The 13,127-nt window shown below is 66.5% G+C and carries 16 protein-coding genes; 9 read left to right on the top strand and 7 right to left on the bottom strand.

Annotation, left to right across the window (positions count from 1 at the left end):
- Positions 1–37: 37 nt before the first annotated feature.
- Positions 38–958 carry a serine O-acetyltransferase EpsC gene (epsC, locus tag DIE23_RS36540; protein ID WP_124617446.1) on the top strand — a complete coding sequence of 307 codons (921 nt, stop codon included), beginning with the start codon at positions 38–40 and terminating at the stop codon, positions 956–958.
- An 85-nt stretch (positions 959–1,043) separates the two neighbouring features.
- On the opposite strand, the gene DIE23_RS36535 is transcribed toward epsC, so the two are convergent.
- The 3 genes from DIE23_RS36535 to DIE23_RS36525 form a co-directional block, all read right to left on the bottom strand.
- A complete protein-coding gene (locus tag DIE23_RS36535; RefSeq protein WP_124617444.1) occupies positions 1,044–1,847 on the bottom strand; it encodes an SDR family oxidoreductase in 804 nt (267 codons plus the stop codon).
- Positions 1,847–2,482, bottom strand: coding sequence for a GTP cyclohydrolase I FolE (gene folE, locus DIE23_RS36530; protein WP_124617442.1), 636 nt, complete (start codon positions 2,480–2,482; stop codon positions 1,847–1,849). Before folE ends, DIE23_RS36535 begins: the two co-directional genes overlap by 1 nt.
- Before the next feature lie 112 nt (positions 2,483–2,594).
- Positions 2,595–3,521, bottom strand: a complete 927-nt coding sequence (locus tag DIE23_RS36525) for a LysR family transcriptional regulator (RefSeq protein ID WP_124617440.1) — start codon at positions 3,519–3,521, stop codon at positions 2,595–2,597.
- 165 nt (positions 3,522–3,686) lie between these two features.
- Between DIE23_RS36525 and pobA the strand changes: the two genes are divergently transcribed.
- The 7 genes from pobA to DIE23_RS36490 all read left to right on the top strand — a co-directional run bounded on the left by pobA (position 3,687) and on the right by DIE23_RS36490 (position 10,623).
- Complete coding sequence (gene pobA / locus DIE23_RS36520) at positions 3,687–4,919, top strand: 4-hydroxybenzoate 3-monooxygenase (protein ID WP_124617438.1); 1,233 nt, start codon at positions 3,687–3,689, stop codon at positions 4,917–4,919.
- A gap of 144 nt (positions 4,920–5,063) precedes the next feature.
- On the top strand, positions 5,064–5,780 hold the full coding sequence (locus DIE23_RS36515) for a 3-oxoacid CoA-transferase subunit A (protein WP_006756646.1): 717 nt from the start codon (positions 5,064–5,066) through the stop codon (positions 5,778–5,780).
- Positions 5,781–5,799: 19 nt separating this feature from the next.
- Positions 5,800–6,456 (top strand): CoA transferase subunit B, encoded by a 657-nt coding sequence (locus DIE23_RS36510; RefSeq protein ID WP_124617436.1) that lies wholly within the window; start codon positions 5,800–5,802, stop codon positions 6,454–6,456.
- 87 nt (positions 6,457–6,543) lie between these two features.
- Positions 6,544–7,917, top strand: coding sequence for a 3-carboxy-cis,cis-muconate cycloisomerase (locus tag DIE23_RS36505; protein WP_124617434.1), 1,374 nt, complete (start codon positions 6,544–6,546; stop codon positions 7,915–7,917).
- The gene (gene pcaD, locus DIE23_RS36500) at positions 7,917–8,702 is read left to right on the top strand and encodes a 3-oxoadipate enol-lactonase (RefSeq protein WP_124617432.1); all 786 of its coding nucleotides are present in this window, start codon (positions 7,917–7,919) and stop codon (positions 8,700–8,702) included. The genes DIE23_RS36505 and pcaD overlap by 1 nt, the downstream gene beginning before the upstream one ends.
- Positions 8,703–8,712: 10 nt before the next feature.
- The gene (gene pcaC / locus DIE23_RS36495) at positions 8,713–9,099 is read left to right on the top strand and encodes a 4-carboxymuconolactone decarboxylase (protein ID WP_006749282.1); all 387 of its coding nucleotides are present in this window, start codon (positions 8,713–8,715) and stop codon (positions 9,097–9,099) included.
- Between the two features lie 165 nt (positions 9,100–9,264).
- Complete coding sequence (locus tag DIE23_RS36490) at positions 9,265–10,623, top strand: MFS transporter (RefSeq protein WP_124617430.1); 1,359 nt, start codon at positions 9,265–9,267, stop codon at positions 10,621–10,623.
- A 123-nt stretch (positions 10,624–10,746) separates the two neighbouring features.
- On the opposite strand, the gene DIE23_RS36485 is transcribed toward DIE23_RS36490, so the two are convergent.
- The 4 genes from DIE23_RS36485 to DIE23_RS36475 all read right to left on the bottom strand — a co-directional run bounded on the left by DIE23_RS36485 (position 10,747) and on the right by DIE23_RS36475 (position 12,737).
- Positions 10,747–10,995: a hypothetical protein gene (locus DIE23_RS36485; protein ID WP_124617476.1), complete on the bottom strand. Its 249-nt coding sequence runs from the start codon at positions 10,993–10,995 to the stop codon at positions 10,747–10,749.
- 110 nt (positions 10,996–11,105) lie between these two features.
- Positions 11,106–11,723 carry a LysE family translocator gene (locus tag DIE23_RS36480; RefSeq protein ID WP_124617428.1) on the bottom strand — a complete coding sequence of 206 codons (618 nt, stop codon included), beginning with the start codon at positions 11,721–11,723 and terminating at the stop codon, positions 11,106–11,108.
- 463 nt (positions 11,724–12,186) lie between these two features.
- Complete coding sequence (locus DIE23_RS39815) at positions 12,187–12,336, bottom strand: hypothetical protein (protein ID WP_185646603.1); 150 nt, start codon at positions 12,334–12,336, stop codon at positions 12,187–12,189.
- Positions 12,333–12,737 (bottom strand): DUF2384 domain-containing protein, encoded by a 405-nt coding sequence (locus DIE23_RS36475; protein WP_124617426.1) that lies wholly within the window; start codon positions 12,735–12,737, stop codon positions 12,333–12,335. Before DIE23_RS36475 ends, DIE23_RS39815 begins: the two co-directional genes overlap by 4 nt.
- A 124-nt stretch (positions 12,738–12,861) precedes the next feature.
- Between DIE23_RS36475 and DIE23_RS40940 the strand changes: the two genes are divergently transcribed.
- Positions 12,862–13,053 carry an antitoxin Xre/MbcA/ParS toxin-binding domain-containing protein gene (locus DIE23_RS40940; RefSeq protein WP_185646602.1) on the top strand — a complete coding sequence of 64 codons (192 nt, stop codon included), beginning with the start codon at positions 12,862–12,864 and terminating at the stop codon, positions 13,051–13,053.
- Positions 13,054–13,127 lie beyond the last annotated feature (74 nt).

Raw genomic sequence — 13,127 nt, 5'->3', positions numbered from 1 at the left:
CGGCCGTGCGATCGCGCGCGGCTGCCTGCATTGGCATATGTCGACATCACCCGCCCGTCAGTGGGGCCTCGAAGAAATCGTTGCCGGCTTGCGCGAGTCGCGCGAGGAACTCCATCGCACGCGCCATCCGCGCGGCATCCGCGAACTGCCGTCGCGCGACGCGATCTGCAAGATCGTCACCGGCCTGCGCGCGTCGATGTTTCCGACGCACTACGGCGCGCCGGATCTGACTGACGAAAGCGTCGACTACTACGTGGGCCACACGCTCGAAAGCACGCTGCGGATCCTGTCCGAACAGGTCCGCCGCGCGCTGCCGTTCCTGCCCGAGCATGCGGACACGCCGTTCGCCGAGCTCGACGAACGCGCGTTCGAGATCGCGCGCGAGTTCGGCCGGCAGTTGCCGTCGATTCGCGCACTGCTGGTCAGCGACATCCAGGCCGCGTATGCGGGCGATCCGGCCGCGCAGCACATCACGGAGATCCTGCTGTGCTATCCCGGCGTGCTCGCGATGATGCACCATCGGCTCGCGCATGCGCTGCACCAACTTGGTGTGCCGCTGCTCGCGCGTTTCATCAATGAAATCGCGCACTCGGCCACCGGTATCGACATTCACCCGGGCGCGCAGATCGGCCCGAGCTTCTTCATCGATCACGGCACCGGCGTCGTGATCGGCGAAACCGCCATCATCGGCGAGCGCGTGCGTGTGTACCAGGCCGTCACGCTGGGCGCGAAGAGCTTCCCGGCCGATGGCGAAGGCGCGCTGGTGAAGGGCAATGCACGGCACCCGATCGTCGAGGACGACGTCGTGATCTATGCGGGCGCGACGATTCTCGGCCGCGTGACGATCGGGCGCGGCTCGGTGATCGGCGGCAACGTGTGGCTCACGCACAGCGTGCCGCCCGGCACGAGCGTCGCGCAGGGCAAGGTTCGCGAAGGCGGCAGCGCCGAGAAGCCGTAACGCGGCGCGCGAACGGCGCGGGGCGTCGTTCGCGCAACGCAGGTGAAGGCGGGCAGCGTGCTGCCGCTCCCGAATCGCCGGTCCGTCAGTGCTTGCCGGCCGGCGAGCGATGCTTGTACAGCACGTCCTGGTCGACGCGAATCAGGTTCTGCCCCGCATCGACGACGAAATCCACGCCGTTGTACGCGCTGCCCGTCAGCAGCAGGATCGCGCTCGCGACGTCGTCGGGGCCGGCGATGCGCGCGAGCGGCGTCGATGCGCGGCTCGCGTGTTCGAAGTCGGCCTGCGTCTGGTCGTCGCTCGGCAGCATCAGCCCGGGGAACACCGCATTCACGCGCAGCACCGGCGACGACGACAGCGCGAGCATCTGCGTGAGGTTGCCGAGCGCGGCTTTCGCGACCGTGTAGCTGAAATGGTCGCGGTGGAAGTTTTCCTTGATCTTCTGGTCGACCACGTTGACGACGACACCCTGCGTGCCGGCCGCGCGGGCTCGTTCGTAGAACGCGCGCGTGAGCAGGATCGGCGCGCGGCAGTTGACGGCCCATGCCTGGTCGAATGCCGCGAGGTCGAAGCTCGGGAAATGGTCCTGCCAGAACACCGATGCGTTGTTGACCAGCACGTCGAGGCGGCCGAAGCGCGCATACACCTGGTCGATCAGCGCGGCGATCTGCGTGGCATCCGACAGGTCGGCCTGCAGCGCGACCGAATCGCGCCCGCGTTCGGCGATCGTGCGGGCCGCCGCCTGCGCGGCATCGGCGGAGCGGTCGTAGTGGACCGCGGTGCGATAGCCGTGCGCGGCGAAATACTCGGCGAACGCGCGCCCCGCCCGGCGCGCGGCGCCGGTCACGAGCACGACCGGCGCGTTTGCCGCTTGCTTCGTGGACTGCATTACGTATTCGTCAGGTTGACTGAAGAAGGATTCGCGACGATCGACAGGAATTCGCGCCGCGTCGACGGATCGGTGCGGAACGAGCCGAGCATGCGCGACGTGACCATTTCGACGCCCGGCTTGTGCACGCCGCGCGTCGAGATGCACTGGTGCGCGGCTTCGAGGATCACGCCGACGCCTTTCGGCTGCAGCACGTCGAACAGCGTGTCGGCGATCTGCACGGTCATCTTTTCCTGGATCTGCAGGCGCTTCGCGAACGCGTCGACGAGGCGCGCGAGCTTCGAGATGCCGACGACGCGATGGTTCGGCAGATACGCGACGTGTGCGCGGCCGATGATCGGCACCATGTGGTGCTCGCAGTAGCTCTCGAAGCGGATGTCCTTGAGCACGATCATCTCGTCGTAGCCGTCAACTTCACTGAAGGTGCGCGCGAGGATGTCGCGCGGTTCCAGCGCGTAGCCGGCGAAGAACTGTTCATATGCACGGACGACGCGTGCCGGCGTGTCGAGCAGGCCTTCGCGGGCGGGATCGTCGCCGGCCCAGCGCAGCAGCACGCGAACGGCATCCTCGGCTTCTTCCCGGCTCGGTCGGGATGCGGTCGGCTCGGGCCGCGCGGTTTTCTTACCCTTACCCATCTAGTCGCTCCATCGAATGCGGCCGCCTGCGGCGGCGCGGATATCCGGGCATTGTTTCATGCTTTCGCGGGGCGTGCGTGCGACCCACCGCTCACCCGCCGTTCATCCTGCGTCACTTTGGCCATTCGTCCTGCTCGTCGTTGAACAGCGACGCGACGACGCCGCGCAGCCACGCGGTGCGCGGATCGTTGTGGAACTTGCGATGCCAGTGCTGCTTCAGGTCGAAGCGCGGCAGCGGCAACGGCGGCTCGACCGGCACGATGAACGCATGCTCCGCCGCATACGCATAGCCGATCGCGTGCGGCACCGTCGCGATCAGGTCGGTACGGCTCAGGATGAACGGCAGGCTCATGAAGTGCGGCGTCTCGAGCACCGCGCGGCGCTGCATGCGCTGCTTCGCGAGGTATTTCTCGAGCACCTCCTGGCTGCGCCCCTCGGCGCGCACCACCGCGTGTCCGCACGCGAGGAACTGCTCGGCCGTGAACGGGCGCGCCTGTTCGAGCGGATGGCCGCGCCGCATCAGGCAGACGAACCGGTGCGTGAACAGTCGCTGCTGGAAGAAGTTGTTGCCGTCGAGATCGGGGAAGTAGCCGACCGCCAGATCGATCGAGCCGGCTTCGAGGCCGCGGCCGACTTCGTCGTGCGCGAGCGAGACCGAGCGCAGGTTCGCGTGCGGCGCAAGCGTCGCGAATGCCTGCAGCAGCTTCGGCAGGAACACGATCTCGCCGACGTCCGACAGCGCGATCGAGAACGTATGCGTGCTCGCCGCCGGATCGAAGTCGTGCGGCGCGACGAGGCCGCGCTCGATCTGCGCGAGCGCGTCGCGTGCAGCCGGCAGCAGCGCGAGCGCGCGCGGCGTTGGCTCCATCCCGCGCGACGTGCGCACGAACAGCGGATCGCCGAAGTACTCGCGCAGGCGGCCGAGCGCCGTGCTCACGCGCGGCTGGCTCACGCCGAGCAGGTCGCCCGCGCGGCTGACGTTGCGCGTGTCGTCGAGCGCGACGAGGTAGGGAATCAGGTTCAGATCGAGCGCATCCATCGCCGGGCCAGTATCTTAAAAACGTATACAACATATCTCCTGAATCGCGTTGCTGCATAGTCGGGAAAGCGCTCAAATGGGTTCCATTATTCGAACCAATGTTCCGCAAAGCATGGGACCGGAGTAAGCGCTGAAGCGCCAACTCCGGTCGACAGGAGACGAACAATGCGCACCCAGGTCGCCATCATCGGCGCCGGTCCGTCCGGCCTTTTGCTTTCCCATCTGCTGCGCCTGCAAGGCGTCGATTCCATCCTCGTCGAAGCGCGTTCGCGTGAATACTGCGAGAACCGCATTCGTGCCGGCGTGCTGGAACAGGGCACCGTCGACACGCTGAACGAAGCCGGCCTCGGCGAGCGGATGCGCCGCGAAGGGCTCGAACATCACGGCATCGAGCTGCTGTTCTCCGGCCAGCGCCACCGCATCGACCTGAGCGGCCTCACCGGCGGTCGCGCGATCACCGTCTATAGCCAGCACGAAGTCGTGCGCGACCTGATCGCGGCCGGCGACGCGCATGGCCACGCGATGCACTTCGAAGTCAGCGACGTCGCGCTGCACGATGTCGAAAGCGAGCACCCGTTCGTCACGTTCAAGCATGCGGACGGCCGCGCGGACCGTATCGAATGCGACTACATCGCCGGCTGCGACGGCTTCCACGGCGTCGCGCGGCAGACGATTCCCGCCGAGCGCCTGAACACGTTCGAGCGCGTCTACCCGTTCGCGTGGCTCGGCATCCTCGCCGATGCCGCACCGTCGCTGGACGAACTCGTTTATGCGCATCACGACAACGGCTTCGCGCTGTTCTCGATGCGCTCGCCGACGGTCACGCGCCTCTACCTGCAGTGCAAGCCCGACGAAAACCTCGCCGAATGGTCCGACGCGCGGATCTGGGACGAACTGCACACGCGCTTCTCGAACGACACCGGCTGGACGCCGACCGAGGGCCGGATCACGCAGAAGAGCGTGACGCCGATGCGCAGCTTCGTGTCGGAGACGATGCAGCACGGCCGCCTGTTCCTCGCCGGCGACGCCGCGCACATCGTGCCGCCGACCGGCGCGAAGGGGATGAACCTCGCGGTGGCCGACGTCCGCGCGCTGTCCCGCGCGCTCGGCGCGCGCTATCGCAACGGCGACGCAACGCCGCTCGAGCGTTATTCGGCGACCTGTCTCGAACGCGTGTGGCGCGCCGAGCATTTCTCGTACTTCATGACGAACATGCTGCATGCGTCGCCGGACGACTCGCCGTTCGTCAATCGCCTGAAGTTTGCCGAGCTGAAGTACGTGACGCGCTCGCGGGCCGCCGCGCAGTCGCTGGCCGAAAACTACGTCGGCCTGCCGTTCGACGACCAGACGACCCCCGAGGGATCCCGCCTTGACAACGCGCTGTGCACGACTCTATGATCGGCCATCGTTCGCTAATCGAATCTCAGTTCGAGTAGCGAACAAATACCGAAGGTCGACAACGGCCTCCGGCGCGGCACGCGACACGCGCGTGTCCCCTCGACAGGCCGCGCATCGTGCCGCGGGTTCGTATCAGGAAGAGACATGGTCAACAAGATTTTCGAATCGCTTCAATCGGCGGTCGCGGACGTCCACGACGGCGCGACCATCATGATCGGCGGCTTCGGCACGGCAGGCATGCCGTCCGAGCTGATCGACGCGCTGATCGAGCAGGGCGCGCGCGGCCTGACGATCGTCAACAACAACGCGGGCAACGGCGAGACGGGTCTCGCGGCGCTGCTCAAGGCGAAGCGGGTGCGCAAGATCATCTGCTCGTTCCCGCGCCAGAGCGACTCGCAGGTGTTCGACGCGCTGTACCGCGCGGGCGAGATCGAGCTGGAGCTCGTGCCGCAGGGCAACCTCGCGGAGCGGATCCGCGCGGCGGGCGCCGGCATCGGCGGTTTCTTCACGCCGACGGGTTTCGGCACGAAGCTCGCGGAAGGCAAGGAAACGCGCGTGATCGACGGCAAGTCGTATGTGTTCGAGACGCCGATCCACGCCGATTTCGCGCTGGTGAAGGCGTACAAGGGCGACCGCTGGGGCAACCTCGTGTATCGCAAGACCGCCCGTAACTTCGGGCCGATCATGGCCAGCGCCGCGAAGGTCGCGATCGTGCAGGTGTCGGAAGTCGTGCCGCTCGGCGGGCTGAACCCGGAACACATCGTGACGCCGGGCATTTTCGTGCAGCGCGTCGTCGAAGTGCCGCAGGCCGCGCATGCGGCCGAGCTGGCCGCCGAACGTGCCGCATCCCAAGCCGCCTGACTGCCAGAGGAGATCCGAAATGAAACGACTGACCCGCGATGAAATGGCCAAGCGCGTCGCCCAGGACATCCCCGAAGGCGCGTACGTGAACCTCGGCATCGGCGTGCCGACGCTGGTGGCGAACCACCTCGATCGAGCCAAGGAAATCTTCCTGCATAGCGAGAACGGCCTGCTCGGCATGGGCCCGGCGCCCGCGCCCGGCGAGGAAGACGACGAGCTGATCAACGCCGGCAAGCAGCACGTGACGCTGCTCACCGGCGGCGCATATTTCCACCACTCGGATTCGTTCGCGATGATGCGCGGTGGCCACCTCGACTACTGCGTGCTCGGTGCGTTCCAGGTGTCGGCGAACGGCGACCTCGCGAACTGGCATACGGGCGCGCCCGATGCGATTCCGGCCGTCGGCGGTGCGATGGACCTCGCGATCGGCGCGAAGCAGGTGTTCGTGATGATGGAACACCTGACGAAGCAGGGCGAGAGCAAGATCGTCGCGCAGTGCTCGTATCCGGTGACCGGCGTGCAATGCGTGAGCCGCATCTATACCGATCTCGCCGTGCTCGACGTGACGGCCGACGGTCTGGCGGTGAGCGAGATCTTCACCGACCTGTCGTTCGACGAACTGCAGAAGCTGACCGGCGTGCCGCTGATCGACGCGACGCGCAAGGCCGCGGCCTGAACGGCAAGCGAGCCGGCGCGCGCGATCGAGCGCACGCCGGCTCGCTTGGGTAGACAATAGGCGCACGCCGTTTCCCAATCTGATGCCATGCTCGAAGACAGCGCCCGCCTGACCTCCCTCATCTGCGGCACCGAGCCGCTCAACCGGATCTGGTCGCCCCGCGCGACGATCCAGCGGATGCTCGACGTCGAAGCCGCGCTCGCGCGCGCGCTCGCCGCGCGGCAGGTGATTCCCGCCAGCGCGGTCGCGCCGATCGAACGCGCGTGCGATGCCGATCGGCTCGACGCCGATGCGCTCGCGCACGGCGCGGCGCTAGGCGGCAATCTCGCGATTCCGCTCGTCAAGCAACTCACCGCGCAAGTGAAGGCCGACGACCCAGAGGCCGCGAAGTTCGTGCACTGGGGTGCGACGAGCCAGGACATCATCGATACCGCGACCGTGCTGCAGCTGCGCGACACGCTCGATGTGCTCGAGCCGCTGCTCGACGAAGCGTGCGCGTCGCTCGCGGCGCTCGCGCGCACGCATCGCGCGACGCCGATGATCGGCCGCACGTGGCTGCAGCAGGCGCTGCCGATCACGCTCGGCCTCAAATTCGCCCAATGGCTCGATGCGCTGCTGCGTCATCGCGCGCGCTTCGCCGAATTGCGCGCGCGCACGCTGGTGCTGCAGTTCGGCGGCGCCGCCGGCACGCTGGCGAGCCTGCGCGAGCAGGCGGCCGGCGTGACCGCCGCGCTCGCGGCCGACCTGAAGCTCGCGGTGCCGGCCGTGCCGTGGCATACGCAGCGCGACCGCATCGCGGAAGCCGCGTCGTGCTTCGGGATGCTGACCGGCACGCTCGGCAAGATCGCGCGCGACGTGTCGCTGCAGATGCAGACCGAAGTCGGCGAACTCGGCGAACCGGCCGCCGCCGGCAAGGGCGGCTCGTCGACGATGCCGCACAAGCGCAACCCGGTCGGCTGCGCGGCGGTGCTGACCGCCGCGGTGCGCGCACCGAACCTCGTCGCGACCGTGTTTGCCGGAATGGTCCAGGAGCACGAGCGCGCGCTCGGCGGCTGGCAGGCCGAATGGGACGCACTGCCCGACCTCGCGCGCCTGACCGGCGGCGCGCTCGCGCAGATCGCGCAGATCGTCGCGGGCATCGACGTGAACACCGAACGCCTCGCCGCGAACCTCGACCTGACGCACGGGCTGATCCTCGGCGAAGCCGTGATGCTCGCGCTCGGCGACCGGATCGGCCGGCTCGATGCGCATCATGTCGTCGAGCATGCGTCGAAGGAAGCCGTGCGCACCGGTGCGACGCTGTTCGACGTGCTCGCCGCCGATCCGACCGTATCCGTCCACCTGTCGCGCGACGCGCTCGCGCGGCTGCTCGATCCCGCACATTACGTCGGCGAGGCGCAGGCCTACGTCGACGCCGTGCTCGCGCTGCACGCGGGCACGACACAACCAGGAGAACACTGATGCCTTTCGCCACTGTCAACGGCGTGAAACTGCATTACCGGATCGACCGTGCCGCGCGCGACGACGCGCCGTGGCTCGTCTTCTCGAACTCGCTCGGCGCCGACCTGCAGATGTGGGCGCCGCAGATTCGCCCGCTCACGCAGCACTTCAACATCCTGCGCTACGACACGCGCGGCCACGGCCATTCCGAAGCGCCGGCCGGCTCGTACACGGTCGACCAGCTCGCGGGCGACGTGATCGGCCTGCTCGACCACGTCGGTATCGAGCGCGCGTACTTCTGCGGGATCTCGATGGGCGGCCTGACCGGCGCCGCGCTCGCCGCGCGCTTCCCGTCGCGCATCGTGCGCGCCGTGCTGGCGAACACCGCCGCGAAGATCGGTTCGCCGGAAGTGTGGGCGCCGCGTGCGCAGAAGGCGCGCGCCGAGGGGATGGCAGCGCTCGCCGACGCCGTGCTGCCGCGCTGGTTCACCGACGCGTTCGTCGAACGCGAGCCGCGCCTGTTCGATGCGATCCGCGACACCTTCGTGCATACCGACAAGGACGGATACGCGGCCAACTGCGACGCGCTGAACGCGGCCGACCTGCGCGAGGAAGTGAAGGGCATCGCGCTGCCGGTGCTCGTCGTGACCGGTGCGAAGGACATGTCGACGCCGCCCGACCAGGGCCGTGCGCTGGCTGCCGCGATTCCCGGTGCGCGCCACGTCGAATTCGACGCCGCGCACATTTCGAACATCGAGTGCACCGACGGTTTCAACCGCGCGCTGCTCGACTTCCTGACCGCGTGAGGCATCGACGATGGACGACCAGCAACGTTATGAAGCAGGGATGAAGGTGCGTCGCGCGGTGCTCGGCGACGCGCACGTCGACCGTTCGATCGAGAACCGCACCGAGGTGACCGACGAATTCCAGAACCTGATCACGCGCTATGCGTGGGGCGAGATCTGGACGCGCGACGGCCTGCCGCGCCATACGCGCAGCCTGCTGACCATCGCGATGATGGTCGCGCTGAACCGCGGCGAGGAACTCGCGCTGCACCTGCGCGCCGCGCGCAACAACGGCGTGACGCGCGACGAGATCAAGGAAGTGCTGCTGCAGACCGCGATCTACTGCGGTGTGCCGGCTGCGAATTCCGCGTTCCATCTCGCGGACAAGATCTTCAAGGAACAGGATGGGGCCGCCTAGGTGCGGCTGAATAACACGGCCGGCTCGCGCCGGACGTGACCCGATCGCGACGCCTGCGGCTGCCGGCAGGTGTCGACGATACATGACGCGCCGGCGGCGAATCGGCGCGCGAACAAGGAAAGGCGCGGCCATCAGGCCGCGTTGTTTATATCCAGGAGACTAGCGATGAATCGCGCAACCGTGGTCGATGTCCAGACCTTCATCAACGAGCAGCCGTTCGGCGGCTTCCAGTGGCTCGTGTTCCTGATGTGTTTCGTGATCGTGCTGCTCGACGGCTTCGATACGGCCGCGATCGGCTTCATCGCGCCGTCGCTGCTGGGCGAATGGAACCTTACCAAACCCGATCTCGCACCCGTGCTGAGCGCCGCGCTGTTCGGCCTCGCGTGCGGTGCGCTCGTGTCGGGCCCGCTGTCCGACCGCCTCGGGCGCCGTTCGCTGCTGCTCGGCTCGGTGTTCCTGTTCGGCGTCGCGTGTTTCGTGTCCGCGTTTTCGAACACCATCGGGCACCTGACGATCCTGCGTTTCATTACCGGCGTCGGGTTGGGCGCCGCGATGCCGAACGCGGTCACGATGATGGGCGAATTCTGCCCGGACAAGCGCCGCGCGACCGTGATCAACCTGATGTTCTGCGGCTTCCCGCTCGGCGCCGCGTTCGGCGGCTTTCTCGCCGCGTGGATGATTCCGCATTTCGGCTGGCGCAGCGTGCTGATGCTCGGCGGCGTGACGCCGCTGCTGCTCGGCGTGCTGTTGCTGCTGAAGATGCCCGAATCGGTGCGCTTCATGGTCGCGCAGGGCCGAAGCGTCGACCGGATCCGCGCGACGCTCGCACGGATCTCGCGCGACGCGCTGAACGCCGGTTCGTTCGCGATGACCGAAACCGCGCCGCAGACGGGCAGCAAGGGAGTCGGCGTCGTGCTGTCGCGCTCGTACATCGTCGGCTCGGTGATGCTGTGGCTCGCGTACTTCATGGGCCTCGTGATCTTCTACGCGTCGATCAACTGGATGCCGATCCTGCTGAAGGATGCCGGTCTCACGCCGAAGAGCGCGACGCTGATTTCCGCGCTGTTCCCGCTCGGCGGCGTCGGCGCGGTGCTGTGCGGCGTGCTGATGGACCGCTTCAACGCGAACCGCGTGATTGCCGTGTGCTATGCGCTGACCGCGATCAGCGTGTATGCGATCGGGCAGGCTGCGGGGAACGTGGGGTTGCTCGTGCTGGTCGTGTTCATCGCCGGCGTGCTGATGAACACCGCGCAATCGTCGATGCCGGCGCTCGCCGCCGCGTTCTATCCGACCGAGGGCCGGGGCACGGGCGTGGCGTGGATGCTGGGTGTCGGCCGTTTCGGCGGGATCGCCGGGTCGTTCCTCGTCGCCGAACTGACGCGCCGGCACTTCTCGTTCGCGGGCGTGTTCGCGACCATCGCGGTCGCGGGCCTGCTCGCGTGCCTCGCGTTGCTGATCAAGCAGGCGGCGCGGCCGCACGGCGTCACGCAGCCGGGCGGCAAGATCGAGTCGCTCGGGCATTGAGCGGGAGCGGGGCCGGGGCGGTGCGCCGGCTCTCCGTGTGCCGCGGTTGGCCGCAAGACGGCTGACACGCAACAGCAGATCGGGCCGCTTCGGCGGCCCGTCGCCATTGCGGTCGTCGCGCCGCTACTCCTCCGCGTCGTGTTCCTTGACGAAGTTGCGCAGATACGCGCGCAGCGCGGCCTCCCGGCTGCGATGATCGGCGAGGTTCGCGGCGCCCATGTCCTCCTCTTCGCCGAACATCGTCGGCGGTGCGCAGTAGGTGCCAATCTCGATGTCTTCGCGCAGCACGCGGATCTCGTGCGTCAGCGGATGGTACTCGGCGATCCAGTGCATGCCCTCGATGTGCTCGCCGGCTTTCAACGTTGGCTTCAGCATCGGTAGTCTCCCGACAGCAGCGGCGCGCCCAGCGAAGCAGTCGCGCGCGCCCGGACTTCAAGCCTACGCTTGCAAGGCGTGAATCTCAACGGGCGCGCCGTGAGCGCTCACTGCGGCAACAGGTGCGCGACGAGCGGATACAGGGACAGAATCAGCAGCACGGCCATCGTCACGTTGAAGATGCGTAGCGCGCGGCGGTTCGACAGGAAGCGGCGCAGGCCCTGGCCGAACGCGGCCCACAGGCTGATGCACGGAAAGCCGATCAGGATGAACACGACGGCCATCCACGCGGCGTTCATCCCGTAGTCGGCGGACAGGCGGATCGTCGTCGCGGCGGTCAGGACCATCATCCAGGCCTTCGGATTGACCCACTGGAACGCGGCGGCTTCGATGAACGTCATCGGCCGCGCGTTGGCGCCTTGCGCCTTCACCTCGCCGGACGTGCCGATCCGCCATGCGAGGTACAGCAGGTAGGCGACGCTCGCGACTTCGAGGATCGTGTACAGGACCGGCACGCGGCGGAAGGCTTCGCCGAGACCGAAGCCGACGCACAGCATCAGGATCGCGACGCCGATGCTGATGCCGAACAGGTGCGGCATCGTGCGGCGGAAACCGAAATTGACGCCGGACGCGAGCAGCATCGTGTTGTTCGGACCGGGCGTGATCGACGTGACGAGCGCGAACAGCATGCCGGCGGGCAATGCGCTCAAGGTGAGGAAGTCCATCGCGGATTCTCCATTCGTGTTCGAGACTGGGATGGAGTCAGTGTAGCGACGGTTTTCGGTACAGTACCGGTACAGTTTGGCGGGCGATTGCCGGTACGGGGGAGGGAAGAGGATGGGCGGGCCGGAACGCATGTTGTTGTCTCTCAGAAAAGATGTCCGCAGTCTCAATAAGTTGTCTTTGAATAAAAGACTGAATTCCTCGACTGCGGGATGCTTTCTATGAGTCTTGATGAAAAGATGATCGGAGGATATTTGTGCTTGGATGACATTAGCGCAATGTTTGATCGGCACCATCGTGTCGCTGCGATCGCGTGGAAGGCGCTCAACCGCAGGTTCACGTCCGAGCCTTTGGGAAGGGACGGATATCCGTACGCTCTGAACCTCAAGACCCGTGTTGCGGCATCAGGCAAGGAGGTGGACTATTGGCGGCCGACGCGCTGCTGGTCTACGTGATCTGCCTCTATCACGCGGCAGGCCTGAAGAAGAAGGCGTAGACGCCGGTTCGATTCAGCCGACTGCCATGAAGTGCCGCGCCTGCGCTCGAAATTGGCTGGAAGGCCCATTTGGGCGCGTGGACGCGATAGGCCGACTCGCTCATATGCATGAGCTTCATCCGAGGAATCCGGCCTCGGCCATCTGCAGATACTGGATCGCCGCGTCCGCGCGACCCTCAGATACGAGAGTCTGCGCTGTTTTGTAATCAAACTCGCGCAGCGGTTCGTTCTTGAACCAGAAAATCGCACGCTCGACATCGCCGGAGATGTCAGTGGCTGCGCGAAGCACACGGAGCGCTTCGCGCAGAAAGCGCTGGATCGTCTCGGAATCCGGAGCACGGCTGATCGTGCTCCGATGGACATGAGTTTGCGCAGCGAGATCCTGCAGTTCGAGACGAAGCACGCTGCTGTAGCGCCGCGGCGAAATCGACACCGGGCTGGCGTCGGCGTCATGCAGGTATCTCATCAAGGCGCCGAAATCAGCCTTGAACGTCGGGACGGCATCAGCTTGAGTGGACATTTTGCGACCCCAATGCAACACATATACGACGTAATAGTAGCGCGAAGGATGCTGGTGGGTTCAATAGCGAACGGGTTATCTGTTCTGCCCCGGCTGTCCTCGCCGGAAAGTTGGCGCCGCAGTTGTGGGGATCCGGCCAAGTCAGATCAATGATCGACCGGACGGTGATTCGCTGTGGTCAGTGCGTGCCTGTGCTCGCGAAGTATTCGGTAGCGCGGCTAAAGCCGACCGCTGGCTCGGGAGGCCGGCGATCCGCTTCGACGGTGAAAGTCCGGTTACTTGGGTGCAAAACCACAACGATCCTGTAGATATCTAAGGGCTATCCATCTAGCTCCACCTGAGCCATGATAGTGGCATGAGTGAGTCCGAAGCCCAGCATACGCCGGTTGC

Source organism: Burkholderia sp. Bp9143, assembly GCF_003853645.1.
Lineage (GTDB): Bacteria > Pseudomonadota > Gammaproteobacteria > Burkholderiales > Burkholderiaceae > Burkholderia.
This window is presented reverse-complemented; position numbering and strand designations above follow the sequence as displayed.